This window comes from Algoriphagus sp. 10J20-15 (genome assembly GCF_055809615.1).
On record NZ_JBVVUG010000044.1, the window covers coordinates 127,289 to 151,887 of the forward strand.

At 39.9% G+C, this 24,599-nt stretch carries 20 protein-coding genes and 1 pseudogene; 7 read left to right on the top strand and 14 right to left on the bottom strand.

Going from position 1 to position 24,599, the window contains the following annotated elements; all coding sequences use genetic code 11:
* Positions 1 to 48: 48 nt before the first annotated feature.
* Complete coding sequence (locus AC0L6R_RS18920) at positions 49 to 5,178, top strand: adenylate/guanylate cyclase domain-containing protein (protein WP_473272637.1); 5,130 nt, start codon at positions 49 to 51, stop codon at positions 5,176 to 5,178.
* A 58-nt stretch (positions 5,179 to 5,236) separates the two neighbouring features.
* On the opposite strand, the gene AC0L6R_RS18925 is transcribed toward AC0L6R_RS18920, so the two are convergent.
* Entirely contained in the window at positions 5,237 to 6,766 is a 1,530-nt protein-coding gene (locus tag AC0L6R_RS18925; protein ID WP_473272638.1) for an FG-GAP repeat domain-containing protein, read from the bottom strand.
* 989 nt (positions 6,767 to 7,755) lie between these two features.
* Here AC0L6R_RS18925 and AC0L6R_RS18930 point away from each other — a divergent pair.
* Positions 7,756 to 7,941 carry a hypothetical protein gene (locus tag AC0L6R_RS18930; RefSeq protein WP_283412702.1) on the top strand — a complete coding sequence of 62 codons (186 nt, stop codon included), beginning with the start codon at positions 7,756 to 7,758 and terminating at the stop codon, positions 7,939 to 7,941.
* A 70-nt stretch (positions 7,942 to 8,011) separates the two neighbouring features.
* Here AC0L6R_RS18930 and AC0L6R_RS18935 read toward each other — a convergent pair whose 3' ends face one another.
* Positions 8,012 to 8,905, bottom strand: a complete 894-nt coding sequence (locus tag AC0L6R_RS18935) for an NAD-dependent epimerase/dehydratase family protein (RefSeq protein ID WP_473272639.1) — start codon at positions 8,903 to 8,905, stop codon at positions 8,012 to 8,014.
* 454 nt (positions 8,906 to 9,359) lie between these two features.
* Here AC0L6R_RS18935 and AC0L6R_RS18940 point away from each other — a divergent pair, with 454 nt between their 5' ends.
* A complete protein-coding gene (locus AC0L6R_RS18940) occupies positions 9,360 to 10,235 on the top strand; it encodes a carbon-nitrogen hydrolase (RefSeq protein WP_473272640.1) in 876 nt (291 codons plus the stop codon).
* A gap of 6 nt (positions 10,236 to 10,241) precedes the next feature.
* Positions 10,242 to 11,315 carry an agmatine deiminase family protein gene (locus AC0L6R_RS18945; RefSeq protein WP_473272641.1) on the top strand — a complete coding sequence of 358 codons (1,074 nt, stop codon included), beginning with the start codon at positions 10,242 to 10,244 and terminating at the stop codon, positions 11,313 to 11,315.
* A 78-nt stretch (positions 11,316 to 11,393) separates the two neighbouring features.
* On the opposite strand, the gene AC0L6R_RS18950 is transcribed toward AC0L6R_RS18945, so the two are convergent.
* From AC0L6R_RS18950 to AC0L6R_RS18960, 3 genes are read right to left on the bottom strand one after another with little or no spacing between them, the layout of a single operon-like run.
* Positions 11,394 to 12,086 carry an ABC transporter ATP-binding protein gene (locus AC0L6R_RS18950; RefSeq protein ID WP_473272642.1) on the bottom strand — a complete coding sequence of 231 codons (693 nt, stop codon included), beginning with the start codon at positions 12,084 to 12,086 and terminating at the stop codon, positions 11,394 to 11,396.
* Complete coding sequence (locus AC0L6R_RS18955; RefSeq protein WP_473272643.1) at positions 12,083 to 13,339, bottom strand: ABC transporter permease; 1,257 nt, start codon at positions 13,337 to 13,339, stop codon at positions 12,083 to 12,085. The genes AC0L6R_RS18950 and AC0L6R_RS18955 overlap by 4 nt, the downstream gene beginning before the upstream one ends.
* Positions 13,336 to 14,451 carry an efflux RND transporter periplasmic adaptor subunit gene (locus AC0L6R_RS18960; protein ID WP_473272644.1) on the bottom strand — a complete coding sequence of 372 codons (1,116 nt, stop codon included), beginning with the start codon at positions 14,449 to 14,451 and terminating at the stop codon, positions 13,336 to 13,338. The genes AC0L6R_RS18955 and AC0L6R_RS18960 overlap by 4 nt, the downstream gene beginning before the upstream one ends.
* 231 nt (positions 14,452 to 14,682) lie before the next feature.
* Here AC0L6R_RS18960 and AC0L6R_RS18965 point away from each other — a divergent pair, with 231 nt between their 5' ends.
* Positions 14,683 to 15,465: an alpha/beta hydrolase gene (locus AC0L6R_RS18965; protein WP_473272645.1), complete on the top strand. Its 783-nt coding sequence runs from the start codon at positions 14,683 to 14,685 to the stop codon at positions 15,463 to 15,465.
* Between the two features lie 11 nt (positions 15,466 to 15,476).
* Here AC0L6R_RS18965 and AC0L6R_RS18970 read toward each other — a convergent pair whose 3' ends face one another.
* The 7 genes and pseudogenes from AC0L6R_RS18970 to AC0L6R_RS19000 all read right to left on the bottom strand — a co-directional run bounded on the left by AC0L6R_RS18970 (position 15,477) and on the right by AC0L6R_RS19000 (position 22,077).
* Positions 15,477 to 15,896, bottom strand: coding sequence for a type II toxin-antitoxin system VapC family toxin (locus AC0L6R_RS18970; RefSeq protein ID WP_473272646.1), 420 nt, complete (start codon positions 15,894 to 15,896; stop codon positions 15,477 to 15,479).
* Positions 15,880 to 16,152, bottom strand: a complete 273-nt coding sequence (locus tag AC0L6R_RS18975; protein ID WP_473272647.1) for a DUF6364 family protein — start codon at positions 16,150 to 16,152, stop codon at positions 15,880 to 15,882. Before AC0L6R_RS18975 ends, AC0L6R_RS18970 begins: the two co-directional genes overlap by 17 nt.
* Positions 16,153 to 16,391: 239 nt before the next feature.
* Positions 16,392 to 18,910 (bottom strand): annotated as a pseudogene (gene priA, locus AC0L6R_RS18980) (replication restart helicase PriA).
* Positions 18,911 to 18,913: 3 nt separating this feature from the next.
* A complete protein-coding gene (locus tag AC0L6R_RS18985) occupies positions 18,914 to 19,810 on the bottom strand; it encodes a YyaL domain-containing protein (RefSeq protein WP_473272648.1) in 897 nt (298 codons plus the stop codon).
* Entirely contained in the window at positions 19,797 to 20,897 is a 1,101-nt protein-coding gene (locus tag AC0L6R_RS18990; protein WP_473272649.1) for a thioredoxin domain-containing protein, read from the bottom strand. The genes AC0L6R_RS18985 and AC0L6R_RS18990 overlap by 14 nt, the downstream gene beginning before the upstream one ends.
* Positions 20,857 to 20,943: a DUF255 domain-containing protein gene (locus tag AC0L6R_RS18995; protein ID WP_473272762.1), complete on the bottom strand. Its 87-nt coding sequence runs from the start codon at positions 20,941 to 20,943 to the stop codon at positions 20,857 to 20,859. The genes AC0L6R_RS18990 and AC0L6R_RS18995 overlap by 41 nt, the downstream gene beginning before the upstream one ends.
* Before the next feature lie 156 nt (positions 20,944 to 21,099).
* Positions 21,100 to 22,077 (bottom strand): GSCFA domain-containing protein, encoded by a 978-nt coding sequence (locus AC0L6R_RS19000; protein ID WP_473272650.1) that lies wholly within the window; start codon positions 22,075 to 22,077, stop codon positions 21,100 to 21,102.
* Positions 22,078 to 22,219: 142 nt separating this feature from the next.
* On the opposite strand from AC0L6R_RS19000, the gene AC0L6R_RS19005 reads away from it, so the two are divergent.
* Positions 22,220 to 22,729, top strand: coding sequence for an RNA polymerase sigma factor (locus tag AC0L6R_RS19005; RefSeq protein ID WP_283412689.1), 510 nt, complete (start codon positions 22,220 to 22,222; stop codon positions 22,727 to 22,729).
* Positions 22,716 to 23,309 (top strand): hypothetical protein, encoded by a 594-nt coding sequence (locus AC0L6R_RS19010; protein WP_283412688.1) that lies wholly within the window; start codon positions 22,716 to 22,718, stop codon positions 23,307 to 23,309. The genes AC0L6R_RS19005 and AC0L6R_RS19010 overlap by 14 nt, the downstream gene beginning before the upstream one ends.
* Before the next feature lie 43 nt (positions 23,310 to 23,352).
* On the opposite strand, the gene AC0L6R_RS19015 is transcribed toward AC0L6R_RS19010, so the two are convergent.
* Together AC0L6R_RS19015 and AC0L6R_RS19020 are read right to left on the bottom strand one after the other, a co-directional pair.
* Entirely contained in the window at positions 23,353 to 23,886 is a 534-nt protein-coding gene (locus AC0L6R_RS19015; protein WP_473272651.1) for a hypothetical protein, read from the bottom strand.
* A gap of 222 nt (positions 23,887 to 24,108) precedes the next feature.
* Positions 24,109 to 24,528, bottom strand: a complete 420-nt coding sequence (locus tag AC0L6R_RS19020; RefSeq protein ID WP_473272652.1) for a DUF1801 domain-containing protein — start codon at positions 24,526 to 24,528, stop codon at positions 24,109 to 24,111.
* Positions 24,529 to 24,599 lie beyond the last annotated feature (71 nt).

The following is a 24,599-nucleotide window of genomic DNA, read 5'->3' on the forward strand; positions in this document are numbered from 1 at the left end:
TTTTATATAGGTTATTCTTCCAATTGGCAGTTTTAACACCTCTTTTTAATGAAATGGCAAATTTTATTTTCAACTAATGATTCTGATACCCAGAATTCTATCACATCTGGGGAAAATGCTATTGTTACTAAGAAAATATCTCTTGCCACACTTTCCCAGATTGAAACTATAAAAGCTAATAATGAAGCATCTTTTTCAGATGTTTCAGTACCTGGGTTTAGGACGGTTTTGCAAAGTGAAAATACGGGGACAGACCTCAGCTTAAAGTTGAAGTATGTAAAGGGTGAGAGTTTAAAAGAATATGGTTCTAAGCCTCTGAGCTTAAGTGATAAGATGAAAATTTGTGTAGCAATCACTAAAAAGCTAGCAGAAGTTCATCGTAAAGAATACGTCCATCTCAACCTGAATCCAGAGCATATTATTATTGAGGATGAGACCAATGAAGTTGTTTTTATTAGCCTTGGCCTAGCTACCCGAATCAAGAGAAAAATTGGAATCGAAAAAAGGTTAGTTTTTTTTGAAGCTGATTACGACTTCATTGCTCCTGAACAAACTGGCAGAATCAGTACAGAAATCGGATTATACTCAGACATCTATGCCCTTGGGATGATCTTTTATTGGTTTTTCACAAAGCAATTGCCTTTTGAATCAAAGGAAGGAGCTTCGAAAATCCATGCCCATATTGCCTTAACTCCCAAGCATCCTTCCGAGATAGTTGAGATTCCAAAAGTGCTTTCCGAATTAATCATGAAAATGATCGAGAAGGATGTGCAAAATCGATATCATTCAGCGCAGGGAGTCTTGTATGATTTGGAAATGATTCTATACTCCGTTCAAAAGGAATTGGACATTGAAGGATTTTTACTCGGAACACAGGATTCATCTGGAGTCCTGCTATTTACCGACCAGCTTTATGCCAGAGATAAGCAATTAAAGCAGCTAAAAGATGCTTTCTCAAGTATATCGCTCAATGAGAAAAAGTTGGTTTATGTATATGGTAATTCAGGGGTTGGGAAATCAGCTCTAGTAGAGCGCCTTTACAGACCGGTAGTTCAATCTGGAGGCTTTTTCATATCGGGAAAGTTCGACCAGCTTCGCGCTGATGTTCCTTATTCCGCTTTTTCCCAAGCCTTGGGGAAGTTGGTCAACCAAGTTTTGCTCCTAAACGAGGTAGAGCTTGATAAGTGGAAAACTAAATTACATAGTCTTGTACAGCCTATAGGAAGGGTGTTGTTTGAGGTCATTCCAGGTTTGGAAAAATTGCTGGATAATGAACCGGAAATCCCGGTTTTGACAGGTACAGAAGCACAGCTGCGTTTCAACTATGCTCTCACCAAGTTTTTCCAGGTGTTTGCAGAATTGGGTAAGCCGGTGTTCATTTTTATTGATGATCTACAATGGTCTGATGTTTCTTCTCTCGATTTGATGAAGACTATACTTGTCAATTCTGAACTCAATAATATTCTCATTGTAGGCGCTTACCGAGATAACGAAATTACCCCAGGGCATTTATTTCTTCAGTTTAAAATGGAGTTGGAGGAGCAAGGAATACAGCCTGAAGAAATATTACTGGAGAATCTTAAGGAAGAAGATATCAAGCAATTGGTCACAAATACGCTGGGGAAATCTGAAAGACCTTTGGATGAATTGGCTTCTTTGGTTTTCAAAAAGTCTGCTGGAAATGCCTTGTTTGCTAATCAATTCTTGAAGGCCATCTACAAGAATGAGATGTTATATTTCGATAGTGAAGAAGGGGCTTGGAAATGGAAAATCGATAAGTTGATCAGTTACAATGTAGAGGGAGATATTGTTAATTTATTTCTTGAGACGATCAATGAGCTCCCATCAGACACTATTTCTATCCTCAAGCTTGCTTCCTGCATAGGTAATAAATTTTTCATACAAGATTTAGTTAGGGTTTCGGAACAAGAAGCTGAAAAAGTAAGTCAGGATTTCAATCTTGCGCTCGACCTTGATTTGGTTATCGAAAGCCTGGATGGAAGTTATTATTTCGTTCATGATCGGGTACAGCAAGCTATCTATTCCCTGATAGATGAAAATGGTAAAAAGGAAAATCACCTGAAAATTGGCAGAACTCTGCTGTCAAAAACCAAAGAAAGCGGGCCAAGAGATGATGTTTTTGAAATTGTAAATCAATTCAATTTTGGCAAGGAGTTAATTAAAGAACCATTAGAGATTAAGACCCTTTGTGAGCTCAATAGCATTGCAGGTCAACGGGCGCAAAACTCAACAGCCTATGTGTTGGCAATGCAGTATTTTGAAAATGCTCTGCAACTTCTGGCGCCAAATGCCTGGGAGAATGACAGGGAATTCACCTATGACCTTTATCTGAAATCTGCTGTTGCTGCCTACCAGTGCAACAATCAGGAACTGTTTAGAAAATACACAGCCTTGCTAGATGCCAATGCGGTAAGCGTTTTAGATAAGCTGAAATTGGCTGATCTTAAGATCCAGAATGCCAATGTTGAAAACGATCAGAAGCAAGTAATAGAAATAGGGCTTGATATACTTCGCTTAGTTAATATAGATCTAAAGCGCCATCCTAGCCAGTTGAATGTATTATTTGGCTTTATCAGGACCAACCTTAGATTGTTATCTTATTCAGAAGAGAAAATTCTAAAACTCCCACAAATAAAGGATGAGAAGCTGTTAATAGCCATGTCTATCATGCATCATATGTCTTTGGCAGCTTACTTAACTGAGCCTAATCTGCTTCCATTGATCATGTTTGAGTTGATTCGGCTAACTCTGAAATTTGGGTTGGGCTCCAAGACTCCTGTTGCTTTTGTGGTTTTTGGCTACATCAACATTGCCTTTATGGGTAATATGGCGAAGGGTCTCAGAATGGGTCAGTTAGGAAATAGTGTTTTTGAAATTATCGAAAACGAAGACGAGTTCGTCTCTTTCAAGCAGGTGTATGTGATGTTTATTTCGCATTGGTTAAAGCATCTTGCGGAAAGCATCCCGGAGTTGGAAGAAGCATTGAAAAAAGGACTTGAAACCGGTGATTTCGAGTTTACTTCCATCATTGGACAGCTGATTATTTATTGGAATTTCTATGGCGGTGAGCCAATCCCTAAGATTTTGCTGAGAGGAGAATTACTTAGCAAACAAATCACGCCATTGAATCAAATCATGCAGATCAAGCGAATAGATTTGTTCCGCCAATCAGCTTTATGTCTATTGGAAGGTGTGAAGGACTATGAAGTTTTGAGAGGGGAGATTTTTGATGAGCGAAAAATAGACTTTCCTGATATTCCTGCTTTCAGTTTATACTATCATAATCTGTATTCCCAGAAGAAGTTTTTGAGTTTGATTTACAATCAAAATGAAACGGCGTGGAAGTTTTGTTCCTTGGAAAAGCAGCACTTGATTCCTGTCAAAGGCTCCATTACAGAAATGCTCTTTTTCTATTACGAAAATCTCTGCATTTCTCCGATTTTTCATTCAAGATCTAATGCAGAGCAAAAGGAGCTTTTGAAAATCTGTAAGAAAAATATCAAGCTGATCGGCGGATTAGTAAAGCATTCTGAGGTTAATTTTCAGCATCGTCATGAGTTTATGAAGGCGGAGTATGAGGCGCTGAAAGGAAATTTTGATAATGCTGTGAGATCCTTTACTTATGCGATCCGATATGCCAGAATGCACAAATATGTTCAGGATGAGGCGTTGATGTGGGAGAGAGCAGGCGTTTATTTTAATGCTCAGCAGCAACCCGAAGCTGCACAATTTTACCTTTCAAATGCCTATAAATCCTACGAGAAGTGGGGTGCCAAGGCCAAACTAGTTCAAATGAAAGATATTTATGCTGGATTTATTTCAGCTGAAGAAATAGGAGTAAATGCCAATATTCTCGACCTAGATACTATCCTGAAGACTATAAATCTAATCTCAGGAGAGATGAAATTGGAGAACATCCTTACTGGTTTGATGCAACTTGTAAGTGAAAATGCGGGAGCCGATCGGGCTTTCCTGATCACTATCGAAAAGGATAGTAAATTGATCAAAGCGTCTATTGATAATTCCAGCAATGAGATTCAGGTACTACAGAATATACCTTATGATGAGTTTGATGAGATTAGCCACTCGGTAATCAATTATGTACTGAGATCTGGTGAAACTCTAGTGCTGGAAGATGCCACGAAGACTTTGCCATATTCGGATGAAGAATATATCGATTCGAACAAGGTGAAATCTATTTTGTGTATACCTCAGAAGCATTCCGGTGTTGGATTCTCATTGCTATACTTGGAGAATAGCTTGCTGTCTGGAGCATTTACTAAGGAACGGATTGAGATCCTGCAGGTGATGGCTACCCAAACGGCTATTTCCCTACAGAATGCTATGCTTCTGGAGAGCACAAACCAGCTCAATGAACAATTGATCCAAGAAGTGGAAGTGAGAAAAGAGGTGGAGGAAAACTTGAGGTTGAACGAGAAGAGGCTAGAAGAGTATAATGCCAATCTGGAATCTAAAGTCAAGGAAAGAACGTTGGATCTTCAAAACGAAAAGGAAAAATCAGATGAGCTCTTACTGAATATTTTGCCTCTTGATATAGCCAGAGAACTGAAAGAAAATGGATCCGCGCAGACTAAGAAGTATGCTAGTGTTACCGTGATTTTCACTGATTTTGTTGGTTTTTCTCTCATTGCTGAGCAAATGACGGCGGTTGATTTGGTGGCGGAGATTGATTATTGTTTCAAAAAGTTTGATAGAATCATCGAAAAACATGGGATAGAAAAAATCAAAACAATTGGAGACTCATACATGGCTGCCGGAGGCATTCCAGTTGCTAATACGACTCATCCTTTTGATGTGATTAATGCAGCCATTGAAATTCGGGATTTTGTAGAACAGCATAAGGCTGAGAATATCCGTGAAAATAAACCTGTTTTTGAACTTAGAATCGGAATTCATACAGGAAATATTGTGGCTGGAATTGTCGGGCTAAATAAGTTTGCCTACGATATCTGGGGAGATACGGTAAACCTTGCTTCGCGAATGGAAAGTAGTGGAGAGGCTGGAAAAATAAACGTTTCCGGCGCCACCTATGAGCTCATAAAAGATCATTTTTCTTGTATCCATAGAGGTAAAGTAGAAGCCAAGAACAAAGGAGAAGTAGATATGTATTTTGTTGAAAGATTGAAGGAGGAGTAGCTCCAATTTTTCTAGATTATAGCACGTTTGGTGAATTTTCTACTGCAGATTAGCTTGACTACTTGCTTTGCCGGTTCTCCAATATCAAAACGCTTGGAAGTTCATTGATCCCTTGGATTACTAGGTTGGTGAATTCTATAGTAGTGTGCAGGTATGAACCCAATACGATGTCCTTATCTCCATCTCCGTCGAGATCTCCTACATCCATTGTCATCCATTTTCCCAAGGCAGCCTCAGGAATGTATTTAGGTTGAAAAATCATGTTTCCTACGTTTTCAAAAAGTAGAAACTGGTACTTGGGATTTTCAAGCTCATCGTAAAAAGCGATGGTCGCAAAGTCTAAATCTCCGTCTTTATCAAAGTCCAGAGCCATGGATTTGGCTGCACCATACTGCGGGTAAAACCATGCTTCCTCAAAAATCCCTTTTCCTTTATTTTCATAAATTCTAAAGCCATGATAAGGTTTGGCGACTGATGAATAGTCCCAATTATCGCCATTGCTAACAAGCAAATCCAGTTCTCCATCACCATTCAGATCATTCAATTCAAAGTAACTGGAACCCATCACCGGTGAGAATCTTAGCAAAATCTGCTCTGCTTCAAACAGACCATTTCCCTGATTGTAAAAAACTGAGATTCGCTCATTGCCCTGGCAGAAGAGCGCCACGATATCTAGCTTTCCATCGTGATTTAAGTCAACAACTTCTAATTTTCTTGCACCAGCTCCACCAAGTTGAATGGGGGCGGAGGTAAGGTTGCCGTCCGGATAGATCGCCAAGTTTCCTCCATGGTGGCCATAGTTACAAAGCAAGAAATCAGCTTTTCCATCCTTTTCTAAGTCTTCCCAAATCCCAAAGACAGGTCGGGGAAGCTGACCCAAAACCTGATTCCAACCGTCAGAATTCAAATCCATTTCATAGAGCGCACCTTGAGAAAGATCACTTGGAGCTATTGATCCGATGGAAATAAAATTAAATACATTGGGTTCTTTTCTGATGAAATCTACTGCTGGACTTGCAGTCTGAGGAAGGGTGTAAAGTTCATCGTTTTGAACTTTCACAAAGAGTTGATTGGTCGTGCCATCTGCGATAAAAAGCTCTGACCTTTCCTCATTAATCGCCACCAGGCTAGTTTTTGGACTTTGAATCCCCTCTATGAAAAGCTTCTTCGCTGCAAAATTCAGTAAAGGATAGGGGCTTTCTTTTAGGTTTTGAGGAGCTAACTCCTTTGGTGCTTCTGCTCCGTAATAATCCACAATTGCTTTGAAGTCTGCGGTACTGATCATAGCAGTGGTCGGATAAACTCCTAACTTTTTGCTGATTGTGATTTCTTCAGCAGATTTATTCTCATAAACGCCCAAACTTTCCTGAGCAGCTTTGATGCCCATCATGGCTGCCATCTGTGGGAGTACTTTTTGCTTCCAAATAGCTTTGGGTAAAAGGGAGGGCGAAGGAAAAGCATGACAAGAGCTACAGTATCTTTCAGCTAGCATTTTCCCGTTGAGAATAGCTTCGTCCTGTGCAAAAGCACTAAAGTAAAGCAGGAAACCCAGAGAAGCGAGGAAGAATGATTTTCGAATCAGAGACATTAATTACCTGTGTTGAAGTGCGTATGAAAGACAGGATCCTGCTTTTTAAATAGCCGAATCAGAATACCAAGATAAATTCGATTTTCTGTTTTTTAGTATACTCGAATTGCAATGAAACTGAGTTTGGTTGTTGGGGTGGTGATGTTTATAAAATCGGGAGCTGTTCTTAAGGCAAAAATGCTGGAGATTCATATTCCTAGTATGAACATTTGGGAAAATCGTATGAAGATTCTACCTCAAAGGCTGAGCGTCCAGTATTGAAGTATGAAAATTCGAGTAATAGGTTGAAAATTTAGTGTCCGAAGTTCAAGCTTCGAGTTAATAGGTTCAAACTTCAGTCTTAGAACATTAAAATTTCAGCTATTAGGGTGAATCTTCAGTGTTGAAGAGTGAATCTTCAGGTAAATAGGTTGAAAGCTGCTAAACACCTACTTGGTGAATTTTTATAAAAGGGTAGAGGTAGTTATAGATTGAGGTAGTCAACGCTTCCTTATACAATTAAAGTCTACCTAAATTCAGGTGGGGGAGAATATTAGTTCTTTTCTATCAGAGCCAAGTAGCTTTACTTTTTTCATTAGTGTTTCTTGGAGTTTCCCATGACTTAATTTCCCCAAATTGGGAACTTAACTGATGAGCTAATAGTAAGGATTTTATTAAAAAGAAGAAGTTCCAAGGTTGAAAACCGTTATATATGCTTTGAATGTGAGAATTTGTGGATAGGTAATATCAGTTTTGCATCTGGTATGATTAGGCAGGTTAACTCTCCGTCAGAGAAGCGGACTATCCGCTTTCATTAAGGGATAATCATGATTTTTGGGTGCGATTACATATTCCTACCAGTAGCAACGTTGTTATTGATTTGGGAAAGAGTGGTAGTTATTTGTTGGTATTACCGATGTTCATGCTTATCCAACTATTGAAACCCAACCTTTCAATTTATTTCTAGTGGCATGATTGTGGAACCCGAGGTTCTTTAAAACATCATTATTATGAATTTGAAAAGAATTTTCGGAGCCATTCTTACCATATTGGGCATAGTAGGACTTATTTATGCCGCTGTCACATTTGCAAATGATTCGGCAAGTACAAAACAAATGATTGTTTATGGATCATTGGGCCTCGTATTTTTTATAGCTGGCATAGGGTTAGTCAAAACCACTAAAGATGAAGGCTGATAAGTAGTATTGGGCACAAACCAAAAAAATCAATTATCTCTTTGCAGGTTTGAAGTTCTATTGGGTGATCTCACCCCCACTTCACATATTTCTGCCAGTTATGCTGCTCTTTGAAGCCTAGTACCTCACGGATTTTTAGGTTTGAAAACAGGGCTTCATGCTCTCCCATTTCTCGGGTAAGAGGTACACCTGGGAAGAAGGTTTCAGCCAGTTCTTTGGTAGGAATAACTGCACCGTTTTCATCGTTTCCAGCATTGAAAACCTGAAATCCAAGGCCGTCCTTTTTCAGACATAAATCCACAATCTGTCCCAGATCACGCGCATCTATATAGCAGAATGCATTCCTACGACGCACTTCTGGGTTTTTGAAATAATGAGGGAAAAGCTCAGCATACTCATGGGGTTCGATCACATTTCCAATACGAAGGGCGTAAATATCGATTCCTGATCTTCGCTGGAATGCACGCGCCGTTTTTTCATTTACTACTTTTGAAAGTCCGTAGCTATCCATTGGATCCACGTCATAATCTTCTTCCAAAGGCAGAGATTTAGGATCCGTTTCACCATCTGAAAAACAGATTCCGTAGGTAGTTTCCGAAGAAGCAATGATGACTTTCTTAATCCCAAGTTTAACTGCCGCTTCAATCACATTATAGGTTCCGATGGTATTCACCCGAAAAGTTTCATTATCAGGATTGATTAGGATTCGTGGGACGGCCGCAAAGTGTACTACTGCATCAAATTTTGGGACTCCATTACCGGGTTCTAGTTCATCCAAGCCAGCATAGGAACTCATGGCATTAAACATCTGTCCGGAATCGGTAATATCGGCAATCAAATTATCTACTCCAGGATGATCCAAAGGCTTCAAGTCCACATTCATCACTCTATGTCCTTGATCAAGTAGGTAAGGGATTACGTGTTTTCCTGCTTTTCCTGATCCTCCAGTAAATAATATTCTCATTTTGGTTATGTTTTTTTGTGATTATTTACGTTTTAATTTTTCTTTCCCAGCTAAATAAAAGAACAATACAACTAAAACCGAGGTGCTAGCCAAAAATATTGGCTTAGCGTAAACGTTTGTTGACCTGATTATAAGGAGATAGAACAGCCCTATTGCTATTAGCATAGTTCTATAAATTTTTAAAGCTCTTTCACTCATCCATTTTTTTTCAAAATTATCAGCTATTAGTCATTCAATTTAGGACAAACTTAGTTCCCAGTACAATCTGTGATTGATATTATTGTGATTCTATATCTTTCTAATTAGCAACTCAACCTCTGAATCTTTTTCTACCGCTCTCTGTTACTCTCATCCTTGCCGTTCAAATTCACGTCCTTGAATTTAAAAATCTTCATTTGTGAATGGCGGCAGGCAAAAGTATCTTTGTAACCTTAATCTTTAAAACCGATCTATAGTGGCAAATAAAACTGTAAAAGTGGGCTTGGTCCAGTTGAGCTGTTCTGCTAATGTGGCAGAAAACCTTGAAAAAACCATCGCTGGTGTGCGTGAGGCTGCGGCCCAAGGTGCTCAAGTTGTGGTCCTTCAGGAGTTGTTCCGTTCCCTTTATTTTTGTGATGTAGAAGACTACGAAAACTTCAAGTTGGCTGAAGCCATCCCAGGTCCTTCTACGGATACCTTTGGTGACTTGGCAAAAGAACTTGGAGTGGTCATCGTTGCATCTCTTTTTGAGAAAAGAGCAGAAGGCTTGTACCACAATACCACAGCAGTATTAGATGCGGACGGTTCTTATCTTGGCAAGTACCGGAAAATGCATATTCCTGATGATCCGGGCTATTTTGAGAAGTTTTACTTCACTCCTGGGGACTTGGGCTACAAAGTATTCCCAACCAAATTCGGAAATATTGGTGTGTTGATCTGCTGGGATCAGTGGTATCCGGAAGCAGCAAGAATTACGGCTCTGAAAGGTGCGGATTTCTTGGTTTACCCAACTGCAATCGGCTGGCACAAGGATCAGGATGGATTGACAAATGACGAGCAATATGGTGCTTGGCAGACGATTCAGCGTTCACATGCAGTGGCCAATGGTATTCCTGTGGTTTCTGTAAACCGTTGTGGCATCGAGGGTGATATGAAATTCTGGGGAGGTTCCTTTGTTTCCAATCCTTTTGGAAGAGTATTATTTAAAGCTTCCCACGAAGAGGAGCAAATACATGTGGAGGAACTTGACTTTGCTGGGTCTGATAGATACAGAACGCACTGGCCTTTCTTGAGAGATCGTAGAATTGATTCCTATCAGCCAATTACCAAGCGATACCTGGACGAAGAATAAATTTCCATGAAAGATATATTTGAATTGGCCAAAACCGGTGAAAAAACTCCGGCTGAGTTGGGCTACTATTTCCCTGCGGAATTTGCTCCACATACGGCTACTTGGTTAAGTTGGCCGCATAAAGAAGGTTCTTGGCCAGGGAAACTTGATACTGTTTTTGCTCCGTATTCTGAGTTTATCAAATACGTGGCTCTTGGCGAAATCGTCAATATCAACGTAGCGGATGAGGCTATGAAGGCTTTTGCTTTGGCACATCTGGAAAAAGCAGGAGTAAATTTGACAAATATCCGGTTTCACTTTTTCCCAACAAATGATGCATGGTGTCGAGATCATGGACCTGCATTTCTAATTAATCCGGAGGCAGATGTGAAGAAGGTTTTGGTGAAATGGGATTACAATGCCTGGGGAGAGAAATATCCTCCTCATGATCTAGACAACCAGATTCCGATCAAAATCGCTGCTGAATTAGGTATTCCATGCTTCAAACCTGGAATGGTCATGGAAGGTGGTTCTGTAGAATTCAATGGAAAAGGGACGCTATTGACCTCAGAAGCCTGTCTTTTGAATGAAAACAGAAACCCTCATTTGAACCAAGCGCAGATCGAACGCTACCTTCAGGATTATTACGGTGTGAACCATATCCTTTGGGTTGGAGACGGGATCATTGGTGACGATACAGATGGACATATAGATGACATTACCCGCTTTGTCAATGAGGATACCGTGCTGACTGTGGTGGAAGAAAATAGGGCAGATGAAAATCACCAGCTGCTCCAGGAGAATTTGGAGAGATTGCACAAGATGCGTCTGGAAAACGGTAAGCAATTGAACGTGGTTGAGCTTCCAATGCCAAGTCCGGTGATTTGGGATGATCAGAGACTTCCTGCTTCCTATGCCAATTTCTACATCGCTAATCATGCTGTGGTCGTTCCGACTTTCAGAGATAAAAAGGATCAGCAAGCGCTGGATATTATTTCAGACTGTTTTCCAGATCGAAAAGTAGTAGGCGTAGATTCTACAGATATCATCTGGGGATTGGGTAGTTTTCACTGCCTGAGTCAGCAGGAACCGAGTGTGTAGTTGCTATTTTTAAAGTCAGAAGTCTAAAGTTAGAAGTTTGAAATTTTCAGAATTCTGACTTTAGCCTTCAGATTATCTTTATTGCCCACTAATCACCCTTCCATCTTCCATTTCAATAATCCGGTCTGTTCCAGCAGCGAATTCAGGGTCATGAGTCACGATAAGAATCGTTTGGTTGAATTCGGTGGTTAATTCTTTGAAAATATTGAATACGATATCTGCATTTTTTTTGTCCAGATTCCCGGTTGGTTCGTCACCCATAATCAGTAGTGGGTCATTGATTAGCGCTCTGGCAATCGCTACGCGTTGTTTTTGGCCTCCCGAAAGCTGGTTTGCTTTTTTTAATGCATGATCCTGCATGTCAAAGATTTTCAGCTTTTCCATTGCCCGATGCTCCAATTCCTCTCTAGAGAATTTCCCAAGCTTTAAACCCGGAATCAGCACATTTTCTAATACTGAAAATTCATTGAGTAAATAATGAAACTGAAAGACGAAGCCTATTTTTTCATTTCGAAGCCTGGAAAGGTAACTCGAGGGTTTTCCAGTTGTGATTTGTTCATCTATCAGCAGCTCTCCTTTGTAATCCGTATCCATGGTTGATAGAATGTAGAGCAAAGTGGATTTTCCGCAACCACTTTTCCCTACTACTGATACGAATTCTCCACGATTAATCCTGAAACTGACATTTCTCAATACCTGAGTTTCGATGGGATTGTAGAAAAACTTATTAATGTTTTTCGCTTCCAGTACAGATTGATTTGTCTTTGTCATTTCCCTCTGATTATATCTACTGGATCTACACTACTGGCTTTTCTTGCAGGGAAAAAACCTGCTAAATAGGTGGTTACCAAGCTAAAAATCCCACCAATTAAGTAGTATTTCGAACTGAAATCAATGGGGTAGGTTTTTACTGTGGGAAGTGCATCTGTTTCAAATGGTATTCGCTCAATTCCCAGGCAGCTCAGATAGCCTAACAACAACCCCAAGGAGCCTCCAATAAACCCAATAGATAATGCAATTGTGATAAAAATGCGCTTTACATCCGAGCTGTTGAAACCGATTGCTTTCAGAATGGCAATCGTGTCTAATTTCTCATAGATCATCATATTCAGGATATTGTAAATCCCGAAACCTGAGACCACCAATAGCGTAATACCGACGGCATAGCTGATTAAAGTCCGGATGCTAGAACCAGTTTCAAATTGCGCATTGACAGTCTGAATATCATCTGCTTCAATTGCAAAAATGTCTCTGTATTCATCTGCAAAGGCAGGTGCCTGATTGAAATCAAAGAGTTTTACTTGAATATCTGTTAAGTAAAAACTTGGCTCTCCCATCATTTTTTGAACAGTATTGATGGAGGCGAAGCTATTAGCATTGTCAAAATCTGCTAATCCCGATTGATAATACCCAACTACTTTGAGCTGCGCTTTATTTCCTTTTGCTGTTGTCACTTGGATCACATCTCCAATATCTGCCAACATCCGATCGGCGGCACCCTTACCCAAAATAATGCTGTTAGTTTGGAGTAAATCAGCCGGATTACCAACGGTGACATAATCTTTGAAGGCAAATAATTCGGTTTCCATTTCGGGGTCTATTCCGTTTACGATTCCTGTCAAATCGATACTTCCTACATTGTAAAAGACTTGGGAAGCTATTTTAGCACTTACTCCTTTTACTCGTGGATCCTTATTTAGCGTGTTTAAAATTGGCTCTGAATTATAAATCGATAACCTCGAATTACTTGGCTTGATAGATCTGATGACGTTGATTCCTGAACCAAACTCAGGAGAAAGGTCTATAGGTTGGTTCGGGTTTGGCTTAATCTGATTGTAGAATCTGATATGTGGAGTCCGATTGAGTACTAACCCATCTAATAGCGTGTTTAGCCCATTCATAAAGCCTAGTAATGCTACGAACATCGTAATGCTAAAAGTTACTCCTATAGCTGCTACCAATGTTTGCTTTACCCGCGCAAACATTAATGCTCTAGCTATTTCGATAATAAGCGACCATTTCATAGGCCAGGCTTGATGATTCTTGTTTCAGAAGTAATTCCCTCCAGAATTTCTGCAAATTGATAGTTTCTTATTCCAACTTTTACTGCAAGTGTATCCTCATTTTCATTGATCAACAATGAATCCGCTATAAGGTAGGTCCTTGGTATCACCAATGCTTTCTCTCGAACTTCCGTAATGATGTTAGCTTCCAAACTCAGGTTTGGGTAGAGTTGAGGAGGAGCTTTGGTGAAGGCAGCCTCAACTTTAAAGCTTTTGGTTTGAGTATCCATGATCGGATAGATTTTGCTCACTTCAGCCTCAAATGTCTGGCCTTTGTAGCTATCCATCGACACAGAAACGATCTGGCCAAGTTTGACTTTGGAGATATCATACTCATCTACCTGTAATTCAAGAATAAAGTCATTGGCACTTCCCAAGACAGCAAGTGCTACTTGTGGTGTAACCATTTCACCTTTTTCTTTCAAAAGGGAGTAAACTTTGCCATTGATTTTACTTTTCAGCACATAATCACTTTCCAGGACTTTACTGATTGCAAGATTCTTGGAAGCGCTGCTGGAGTTGAATTGGATTTCTCTTTTCAAATCATTGTATCGAATTACAGATGATTCATAGGCAGTTTTTGAATTTTCCCAATTGAGACGTCTTTGCTCAAATTCAACTTCAGTTCCAATGTTTTGATCATGGAGATTTTTCTGGCGAACGTAAAGTAAGGAGTCGTTCTGCATCTTGCTTTTAGCCAGATCGATGGTGAGTTGGAGATCTTTTAGTTTGGATTGGTTTTCTTGAAGTCCTGCGTAGGCTTTTGCTATTTCTGCATTTTCTCTACTCAATTTTTCCCGTTCGCTAAAGACAGCCAATAGAGGAGTGCCAATAGAAACTGAATCTCCTTCTTCCACAAAAATCTCTTGAATAGGACCGCTGGCATTAGTGAATGCATCGTATTGATCCACTGCTTTGATATTGCCAGATGCATAGACAGATTCAGTTATCCCAGTTATTTCGGGTTGAATAGGCTCTCGGGAATCTGACCCACAACTCAAAAAAATAACACTTAGAGGTAATACACTAAAAAGAGAGAGGCAATTTGGGTTCTTAATCTGAAGTATTTTCATAAGTATTCTTTGAATAAAAGAATTGAAATGATTCATAATTTAAAGACAATTAGCAGATAAGACCAGTTATTTTGAGCAAAGAAGCATTTTACTTCGTAATTATCTTAAATAGAATTTCTATTAAACCAGCTTTAAATTTCTACTTCCAAATTCTACATGATTAAAGCCCTTTATTACAGCTTTTCAATTTGCGTTTTTAGTTTTCTTTTGAGCTCCTGCGCTTTTCAAACTTTGCACAGAACGAAAGAAGTCAATTTCATTTCTAGCGGGAACCAAGCGGGTCTACCCCAAAAGTCTCTAGATATTTACGCTCCTAAAAATGCTGAAAACCTCCCCGTATTGTTGTTTTTCTATGGTGGAAGTTGGAAGTCGGGGAAGAAGGAGATGTATAACTTTCTTGGGAATAGATTAGCTAGAAGGGATGTGATCGTTGTGATTGCTGATTATCCTTTGTCCCCTGATTATCAGGTTCCAGCTATGCAAGCATCGGCTTTGTCAGCTGTAAATTGGACGAAAGAAAATATTGAAAGCTTTGGAGGAGATTCAGATCGGATTTTCGTTTCTGGACATTCTGCAGGAGGGCATCTTGCATCCTTGATTGCAGTGAAAGAAAATGAATTGAATCCTTCAGAGAATAGAAAGGAGTTGGCGGGTTCTATTTTGATTGATGCTGCCGGATTAGATATGTATGGTTACTTAGAAGAAACGAGTGAAGGAGAAGGTAAGAAGTATCTGAATGCATTTACCGATGACCCTGCAGTCTGGAAGAAATATTCTTCGATGTACTTTTTGAAAGAGAATTTAGCACCTATGCTGATTTTGGAAGGAGAGCGGACATATCCTAGTATTCAAGCCAGCCGAATCCGTTTTATGAAACGAATAGAGGAGAAAGGAATTGACGATGTAACTGTGAAAATCTATCCTAAGAAAAAGCATATTCCCATGATTACACAGTTTCTATGGACTGGTGGCAGAGTCTATAAAGATGTTTTGGGATTTATTGAGGAGAATTGATTTTTGAATTCTTACTTCACCAAACTATCAATCAATTCCTCAGGAGTGATTACAGGGAGGTAAGGCTTAGAGAGCTTGAGGAAATCTTTGTCTGAGGTGACAATGGCATCCATATGGTGATTAAGACAAATGAAATAATGGATGGAATCTTCTATATCTGTGTGGGTGGATTGAATTGCAGAAAGAATTGAATTTTGATCTCCTTCAAGTAGTGTAAACTTGTCACAAATCACACCTATTATTTCTTTGCAAACGGGAAGATCTTTAGCCTGCTTGAGGTAATAAGCGCAAGTTTGAATTACTGAGATGGTTACATGACCTTGTATTTGGTTATTGTCCAGTTTTTCAAAAATTGAATTGATCAATTCTTGCTTTGGACTTCTCTCCAAGAAAAAATCAAGGAGTATATTGACATCAAAGAAGATCTTCAAAGCCGTATTTTTTAGCTCGTTCCTTATAAATCTCTTCTTTCCAATCGTAACCTTCTGGGTAATCTACTTTCGATTTTGGTAAAGATTTCATGTATTCCACCAAGCTCATTCCGTTTTTCAATTTTGGCTTTGGTTTGATTAGCGCTTCGAAATGCTCTTCCACAAGACTTGAAATACTCGTCTCATTTTGATCCGCGTAAGCCTTGATCTTATCCAGCAGGTTTTCTTCTATAGTGATGTTAAGTCTCTTCTTCATGTGGGCAGAAATATTTTAAAGGTCACATGGAATCTCGCATACTAGATAATCATCCAACCGTATGACGATTTTGTTATGCTCGATTTCAAAATTTATGCGCATGATCCTCTAAATATACGCATAAATATAAGGTGTGGTACTTAACTTGTTGATAGGCAATAATCTAAAATTTTAAAAAATCTTTCAATTTTTCAATCTTCCAATCTGCCACGGCGGACAAGTTCTTCCAATAAATTAATCTAAGAAGGATCCACATCCACCACGAATCTCACCGAGCGAAACTCAGGTCTTGATTTGAGCTCTTCTGTTATTTTCCACAGATTTTCTTTGAAGATCACACCTGTATTGCTGCTTCGATCCAATTTGATCAAACTTTCAAACTGATACTGATTCTTTATTCTGGCGATGATGCCTTTCTCGGGACCCAGCACAATTTTCTTAATAGGAATTTCAGCCATGCCGTGATGAAGATTCAACGCGGCTTTTTCCGCCACTTTGTAATCTGTGTGACGAGTCGTGATTTTCACCAGTTTTACAAATGGCGGGTAATAGAACTTCTTCCGGTCATGAATTTCCTGATTGAAAAACTCAAAATAGTCACCTTTAATCACCTGAGCATAAATCTGTGTTTCAGGATCTCTTGTTTGAACGATTACTTGGCCTTGAGCTTCTCTTCGCCCTGCTCTACCTGCCACTTGTGTGATTTGCTGATAGGCTCTTTCTCCAGCGCGGAAATCAGGGAAGTTTAAAATCCGATCGCCATCCCAAATCCCAACAACTGTCACTCTGCCGAAGTCCAATCCTTTGGTAATCATTTGAGTTCCTACAAGTATATCCAAATTTCCAGATCCAAATTCGTCTAATAAGCGCTGATAACCATGTTTGTTTCGGGTCGTGTCCAGATCCATTCTGCCAATTCTAGCTTCAGGAAAAAGTAAACCCAAAGATTCTTCTATTCGCTCCGTTCCCATGCCCATCGTGGTGAGTTGCGTACTTCCGCAAGCAGGGCAGGAACTAGGAGTCTTTTCCTTGTACCCACAATAGTGGCATCGGAGTTCTTCTGAGAATTGATGGTAAGTCAAGCTCACATCACACTGCACGCACTGACCTGTCCAGCCGCAATCCTCGCACTGTATATAAGGTGAGTATCCTCTGCGATTTTGGAAAATTAAGACTTGCTCTTGCTTGGCGAGTGCATCCTGGATTTTTCTCTGAGAATTCGTGTAGTATCGAGTTTCAGCAGGTTCTTCCTCTTATCCGCTGCCAAGTCTGCTAAGTGAAAATTAGGCATAGAGGCATCACCAAATCTGTGAGTCAATTCTACATAGCCAAATTTACCCTGACTAGCATTGAAATAGGATTCGAATGAGGGCGTAGCCGATCCTAAAAGCGTCCTTGCCTGATGGAAATAGGCAAGCATAATTGCAGAATCCCTTGCCTGAAAGCGTGGCGCAGGATCAAATTGCTTATAGCTTGACTCATGCTCTTCATCGACGATGATTAGTCCTAAGCTATCAAATGGCAAGAAAATAGAAGATCTCACACCAACCACGAAAGAGAACCTTCCGCTTAATACGCCATTCCAAACTTCCACCCGCTCATTGTCAGAATACTTGGAGTGGTAGACACCCATTTGGCTTCCAAATACTTTTTTAAGCCGAGTTACAATCTGGGTGGTTAGTGCGATTTCTGGCAAAAGCAGTAAAACCTGAGAGCCAGAATCCAGTACCTCCCGGATCATCTGAATGTAAATTTCAGTTTTGCCACTTCCTGTTACTCCATGAAGCAGGACGGATTGCTTACTTTCAAATTGATGCTTGATTTCTTCGAAAGCTGCTTGCTGACTGGTAGAAAGTACGGCTGGTTCGGATTCAGGTTCTTCTTCGGCAAGTCTGTTTACTACGACTTTGAAGGACTCGAATATTCCGTTTTTAATCAGTGTTTTCAGCGAACTCTCAGAATCACCTTCCTCTAATAAGGTAGCTTTATCAAGTCCTGTTGAATTTGCTTTTGGTCTTTGAAGGACGGGGACATCTCGTAGGTATTTCAAAAGGATTGATTCCTGTTTTGCCTTGCCAGCTAAGGCTTCAAAAACTTCCTGTAACGCGTTTTTGCTAGCTAATAATTCCGGCATCAATCGAATCCTCGTCTCCACCTTTGGAGTATATTTCTCCTGCACTTTCTCAAAAATCAGAATGGCTTCTTTCTTGACAAGGCTCTTCAGAATAGGGTGGATACTTTTGATGGAAAGCACCTTTTCGCAGTCGTCATAAGAAAGCTCAGGTTTGGAGTCTAAAGCGTCCAGGATCATAATTTCCCGATCATCAAGCGGGTATTTGCTCGTTTCCCGATCGTAGTTAGGGTTGAGCTGTACCTTACTTTCGCTACTCAATCTTAATCCTGAAGGCAATGCGGCATGCATCACTTCCCCAATATGACAGAAGTAATATTCTGCCATCCATACCCAAAACCGGATTTGAAGCGGATTTACGCTAGGCGTATCGTCCAGAACTTCGAGAATTGGTTTGGCCTGATAAGCTTGTGGGGGCTTATTGTGGACTTTTCCAATGATTCCCGTGAGGACTTTTTTCTTTCCAAACTGTACAATGACGCGAGCCCCTAGATTGATCTCTGGCTGCATGGAATGCGGAATGCTGTAAGTAAACATCCTCGGTATCGGTACGGGCAGGATGATATCTGCGAAATTATTTCCGCTTCCGGATGGATATAAATCTTGATCTGAAAAAAGGCTTTCCAAGGATTAAGCTAAATAGGGGAGTTGTGAAATCGCTTCCTCATACGTGCTCACTGGTTTGCGGCAGGTATGATCAAAGCACACATAAATTAAGGCATTTCCCGACGAATCAGGAGTTTTGTCAGCAAGAATAGCGGCATTTTGTGTCAAACTATCTGAAAAAGCTAAAATCATATTAGATGAATAGTTTTGTTGAAATTCCTTAGCCTTCTCGGATGCTCCCTTTCCGATAATAGCGATTTCGGCAGTTGGGACAAGCTTTTCCAAAAATAGATTTGCCCAGTTGCACAGAAATCCTGGTTCTCTAAGGATAAGTTCTTTCATGCCTCCGAGCATTTTTGAAGCGATTTCAGAGTATTTCTCTTCGTAGGTAAAAAGAGAAAGTCGATGAAAATTCCTCGCCATGATCGAGTTGGAAGCAGGAATGACATTATCGAAAAGCTCTTTTTTATTAGCGATCAGTTTCTCTGCTTGAGGGTTGTTGAAGAAGAAAAAACCATCGCTTTCATCGTAAAACTCTGCCATGCAAAAATCTGAGAGAGATCTTGCCAAATCCAGCCATCTAGCATTTCCATTTGCTTCAAATGCCATTATAGATGCTCTGATCACTGCTGCATAATCTTCCAAAAATCCAGGAGTGTAAGCCTTGCCATTTTTGTAAGCTCGATGTAAAACTCCATCAATCAGTAGTTTTTCCTGAAGAAATTCCAAGTTGCGGATAGCCAAATCCAGCATACTTTTTTCTCCAGTTGCATAATAGGATTGAATTAATCCTGCGCTCATCAGACCATTCCATCCGCTTAGGATTTTATCGTCTTTTCCTGGGAAAATCCGTCGGTTTCGTACTTCTAGAAGATGGGATTTTATATGCTTGAGCTTGGATTTGAAATCAGATGCACTCATTCCAAACTCTTTCGCTAGCGCAGCTTCTTCTTCTGTTTGGAAGAGAATATTTCACTCCTTCTTCCCAGTTTCCACCTGGTTTGAGATTATATAATTTGCTGAACCAAGGTAATTCCTCTGGAATCAGTTCCTTCAACTCCTCGTAAGTCCAAACATAGAATTTACCTTCCACACCTTCAGAATCTGCATCCTGTGCCGCATGAAATCCACCTTCTTTAGTTAGCATTTCTGCTTCTAGCCAAGCAACGGTTTCAGTGACTTTTTCTTTGAAGAACTCATCTTTGCTTACTTGATATGCTTTTGCATACAATTCTAGCAGTTGCCCATTGTCGTATAACATCTTTTCGAAGTGCGGGGCAAACCATTCTCCATCCACAGAATAGCGGGCAAATCCACCTCTCAATTGATCGTAAATCCCGCCCATTCCGATCTTTTTCAGAGTGAAAAAGACTTTTTCGAGCATAGCTTCATTCTTGCACAGCACTGCATAATCTTGAATGAAATGCCAGATTGCTGGCATAGGGAATTTAGGAACGCGATTCATACCTCCCCATTCTGAATCAAATTGAGCGATTATCTTGGTAGCAATTTCTGCGAGTTCATCCGGGTCCAATTCCTGATTTCCGGCAGAAATCCCGTATTTATCAGTTTCCCTTCTATTGAGACTGGTGCCAAATCCTTCGGCACTTTCAGCCAATTGATCTTCATGCTTCTCAAATGCGTCTGCTATGTTTGACAAAAGTCCTTTCCACTGCTGATTTGGGAAGTAGGTACCCCCATAAAAAGGTTTTTGATTTGGCATCAAAAAAACATTCAGAGGCCAACCTCCTTGCAATCCCATCGCCTGAACCGCATCCATATAAATATTATCGATGTCAGGTCGCTCTTCCCGGTCGATTTTGATGCAGACAAAATGAGCATTCATGATCTCAGCGGTAGCCTCATCTTCGAAACCTTCACGCTCCATCACATGACACCAGTGGCATGCCGAATAGCCAATTGAAACCAAGATAGGTTTGTTTTCACTTTTCGCTTTTTCTAATGCTTCAGCCCCCCAGAGGCATCCAGTCGACAGGGTTATGTGCATGTTGGAGTAGGTAGGGAGATTGGGAATGAATTAGGCGATTGGACATAGTTAATTGGAAAATTGAAATATTTTAAAATTGAAAAATTAAAAGATAATGGGTTGGAAAGTGGGAGGGTTGTAAGGTTTTTTTGAATGGAAATGACTGTAGGATATGCATAACACTAAGGATAATCTCGTAAATCGTATAGCGTACTTCGTAAATCTAACTAGTTAATATTCGTGTTTTAACTGAAGAGATCTCCTTAGAAAAATCAAATTCCTCATTCATTCGTTCCAGCTTTCTTAGAAGATTCTGTAGGAACTTTTGATGGGCCTCACTTTTTGGATTGAGTGGGCTATGGGAAAGTTCCAGGTGGATTTTTCGAATTTCCTCTGCTTTAGCCTTAGTTTCTGCTGTGAAATGTGTGGATTTCCACTTTTCCCAGATATAATTTTCTGCTTCCTCACTCGGATGAATCAAGTCAGACTTATAAAAGCGATAGTCTCGCAATTCATCTATAATTATTTCGTAAGCAGGGAAGTAAGTGATGTTGTTGTATCTTTTTTCTAACTCATAGCATAACACCCTTAGGAGGCTCTTGCTGAGTTGGTTTTCAGGTAGCCCATCTTTGATGTGTCGGACTGGACTGACAGTTAAGATGATTTTAAGGTTCGGATATGCTGTGGAAATGTTTCCAAAAATGTGATCGAAATGAGAAGTCATCTCATCCAAAGACACGAGTTTCTTTCTAAAATGCTTCTGCGGAATTTTGTGACAGTTGGCTACTCTTCCGAATTCTTCTGTCTCGTAAATCCAAGATGTACCAAATGTCAGGATTAGATGAGTTCCTGTTTCCAGATACTCTTTCACTTGCGCTAGTTTTAGGGTATATTTTTGCTCCAAATCTTCCTTAGAAAAACCATGGAGATCTGAGTGTGTGCCAAAATAGAAAAATACCCCATCACGTTCGATCACTCCATTTTCTTCCATTTTATCCTGAAACATGGCATGATCCAGCAGATCACCCAGAATCATCGGGTGGAAGATCGTCCCGAAAGGATTGATCAGGCTATCCATTTTAGCATCAATCATCTTCTGCCCAATCGTCTGCGCAAAGCAGGAACCCATACTTAGGATTTTGCTCTGATGGGAAATAGGAAATTGTGATTCAGGAATAGTGAATTCGGTGGACCATTGCATACCCGAAATTAAGCATTGTGAGTCGATTCCCTAACTGAAAGAAATATGCGTTTCCAATTAATTTTGGATACTTTCTAAAAATTTTTCAGCAATTCTGTGATTTTTATCTAAGAACCAAGACTAATGGAGTAAATGAAATCAAATGAGTAAAGAGGAAGAGTTCGTCAATCTTATCCATGAAAATCAGGGGCTGATCTATAAGATCGCCACGATCTATGCGAAGGAAAAAGCCGAACAGGATGATTTGTATCAAGAGATTGTTTACCAGACGTGGAAGTCTTTTGACCATTTCAAAAAAGCTTCGAAGCCTAGTACTTGGTTGTACAGAGTGGGAATGAACACGGCTATTACTCATTTGAATAAGTCCAAAAAACAGTTGAATACCCTGCCTTTTGACCAGGTAACTATTCAATTTTCTGAGTCAAATGATTCTGAGCGAGAAGAGAAAATCCAGCTACTTTATACCCAGATCAGAAAATTGAATCTGCTGGATAGGGGAATCATTTTTCTCTTTTTGGAAGAAAAAACCTACGAGGAAATCGCTGAGATCTCCGGAATCTCAGTGAGCAACGTAGGTACAAGAATGTCTAGAATCAGGCAAAAACTAAAATCAGAAATGAATCCTAAATCTACTACCGATGGAACTCGATGAAATGAAGTCACTTTGGGCTGACCTCAGCCTGCAGGTGGAAAAACAAGATAAAATCCAAAAAGAACTTCTTATGGAAATCACCAAGCAAAAATTCAGAAGTAAGCTTAACAGTGTCAGAATCCCCGAAATAATAGGATCTTTGGTCTGTGTGGGCTATGCGATGTACTTTCTTTCTCGATTTGGAGAGTTTGAATTGTGGTACAATCAAATATTTGCACTCGTCTGTATCTTTCTTATGATCGCACTACCAACAGCTAGTTTGACAGCAATAAAAGGAATGAGGGATTTGAAAATTGATACTGAAACTCCGGCTGGGATAATGGACAAGTTTGTCAAAAGCAAGGTTAGGTTTTGGAAGGTTCAGCGCTATGGGATGATTTTTGGTGTCATCTTAATGATTGCCATATTGCCGCCACTTGTGGAGTTGAATGGGGCTGATGAGATAATTCAGAAACCATGGTTTTGGGGATTATATGTTCCAGGAGGTTTAATATTTATGTTTTTATTCACACGCTTCGTTTATAAAAAGTATAAAGGGACAATTTCAGCTTCTGAAAAAATGCTTCGTGACATCGATTGATTAAAAACAAAAGGAGCTGTGTTGAGCAGCTCCTTTTTAGTAATTATTTCACTTGTTTTTCTTCTTTTTTCAGTTCTTCCCAAAGTCGTTTCACTTGCAAATCGCCGTATCCATAAATATGATATTTGATGTGGAAGGCGCGAAAGATTTTACCGAAATCATCTGTTTCCAGTTGTGCTGAGATTTCTTTCAGAGCCTCTTTTGGCTTGCCCAAATATTCTCCATGCGGAAGGGATTCTTTCCAAGCTACTACTGCGGGATACAGAAATGGTAGCTCTGGGCTCACTTGTTTGGAAAGGGTAAGAGCTTCAGAAACGTCCGGTCTTTGGTAAAGATCCCACATATCACGCAGGATATGCCTTTCGTTTTTGGTGAGCAATTTGGCATTTCGGTAGGCTTGTTCTAATTGCAGTTGATTCATGCCTCCAAAACCCTCAATGAGGTCGGTAGTTGGCGACACCAGGTAAACGTCGCCTGTGTGATTTTTCAGTAAAAACATGGAAAACCACAAGTTGACCTGACAAAAAAGATCATTTTCAAACCAGAGATACACCTTGGTATCTGCAGTAGCAGTCATGATTTTTTCAAACTCAGGAACCACTTTTGTAAAATAATCCTCTTCGGAAGCCCCTGTATAATTCGATTTTAGAAATTTCTCTCGAATCAGCCAGAGCCCTTCTATTGAATTTGCTTTTACAGGGCCATCTATGAGAGCTTCCCTGGCAACTGCGATTTTACCAGGATACTTGCCGGAAAAACTTCAGCTAAGGCGTCACCATTTAAAACGTGTAGCATGATTTTATTTTTGGTTATTGTGATAGACTAAATTTATGGAAGTACGGATCATTTCCCGAAAAATTTCTTCATCAACGTCAGACATTTTGTTGATATAAAGACATCCTTTTGATTTTTTATGTTTACCTAGTTTTGAAAGAAAAGGTTCCAAAATTGTCCATTCAAGCATGATGTAAATGGCAATTGACTGTTTTCTTGGTGAATAGCCTACTGGAAACCAGTCCATTACTTTACCAGAAGAATACTGGTAACTATAGCTGCCAAAACCTACAATACTTGGTCCCCACATTACGGCATCTTTACCGGTTTCCTCTTTGAAGATTTGAAGTAGTTTAAATCCATCGTCTTTTCGGGTAGGATGTTCTATGGCGTTGAGAAAGTCTTCCACCGAAGCATTTGTGGGTTGGGTTTTTAGTTCTGACATACTTGATAAAAGTGTATTTCTTTTTTGTTGGGTAGAGAATTTATGATAATAGCTTTTTTGGCAGTTGAATT

Coding starts and splice junctions, on each gene's coding strand:
- AC0L6R_RS19005 (WP_283412689.1), top strand. CDS start 22,220: ATGAGTAAAGAGGAAGAGTTCGTCAATCTTATCCATGAAAATCAGGGG.
- AC0L6R_RS18990 (WP_473272649.1), bottom strand. CDS start 20,897: ATGCACATAACCCTGTCGACTGGATGCCTCTGGGGGGCTGAAGCATTA.
- AC0L6R_RS19015 (WP_473272651.1), bottom strand. CDS start 23,886: ATGACTGCTACTGCAGATACCAAGGTGTATCTCTGGTTTGAAAATGAT.
- AC0L6R_RS18930 (WP_283412702.1), top strand. CDS start 7,756: ATGAATTTGAAAAGAATTTTCGGAGCCATTCTTACCATATTGGGCATA.
- AC0L6R_RS18950 (WP_473272642.1), bottom strand. CDS start 12,086: ATGACAAAGACAAATCAATCTGTACTGGAAGCGAAAAACATTAATAAG.
- AC0L6R_RS18955 (WP_473272643.1), bottom strand. CDS start 13,339: ATGAAATGGTCGCTTATTATCGAAATAGCTAGAGCATTAATGTTTGCG.
- AC0L6R_RS18945 (WP_473272641.1), top strand. CDS start 10,242: ATGAAAGATATATTTGAATTGGCCAAAACCGGTGAAAAAACTCCGGCT.
- AC0L6R_RS19000 (WP_473272650.1), bottom strand. CDS start 22,077: ATGCAATGGTCCACCGAATTCACTATTCCTGAATCACAATTTCCTATT.
- AC0L6R_RS18920 (WP_473272637.1), top strand. CDS start 49: ATGAAATGGCAAATTTTATTTTCAACTAATGATTCTGATACCCAGAAT.
- AC0L6R_RS18995 (WP_473272762.1), bottom strand. CDS start 20,943: ATGTCCAATCGCCTAATTCATTCCCAATCTCCCTACCTACTCCAACAT.
- AC0L6R_RS18975 (WP_473272647.1), bottom strand. CDS start 16,152: ATGAAGAAGAGACTTAACATCACTATAGAAGAAAACCTGCTGGATAAG.
- AC0L6R_RS18935 (WP_473272639.1), bottom strand. CDS start 8,905: ATGAGAATATTATTTACTGGAGGATCAGGAAAAGCAGGAAAACACGTA.
- AC0L6R_RS19020 (WP_473272652.1), bottom strand. CDS start 24,528: ATGTCAGAACTAAAAACCCAACCCACAAATGCTTCGGTGGAAGACTTT.
- AC0L6R_RS18985 (WP_473272648.1), bottom strand. CDS start 19,810: ATGAGTGCATCTGATTTCAAATCCAAGCTCAAGCATATAAAATCCCAT.
- AC0L6R_RS19010 (WP_283412688.1), top strand. CDS start 22,716: ATGGAACTCGATGAAATGAAGTCACTTTGGGCTGACCTCAGCCTGCAG.
- AC0L6R_RS18925 (WP_473272638.1), bottom strand. CDS start 6,766: ATGTCTCTGATTCGAAAATCATTCTTCCTCGCTTCTCTGGGTTTCCTG.
- AC0L6R_RS18960 (WP_473272644.1), bottom strand. CDS start 14,451: ATGAAAATACTTCAGATTAAGAACCCAAATTGCCTCTCTCTTTTTAGT.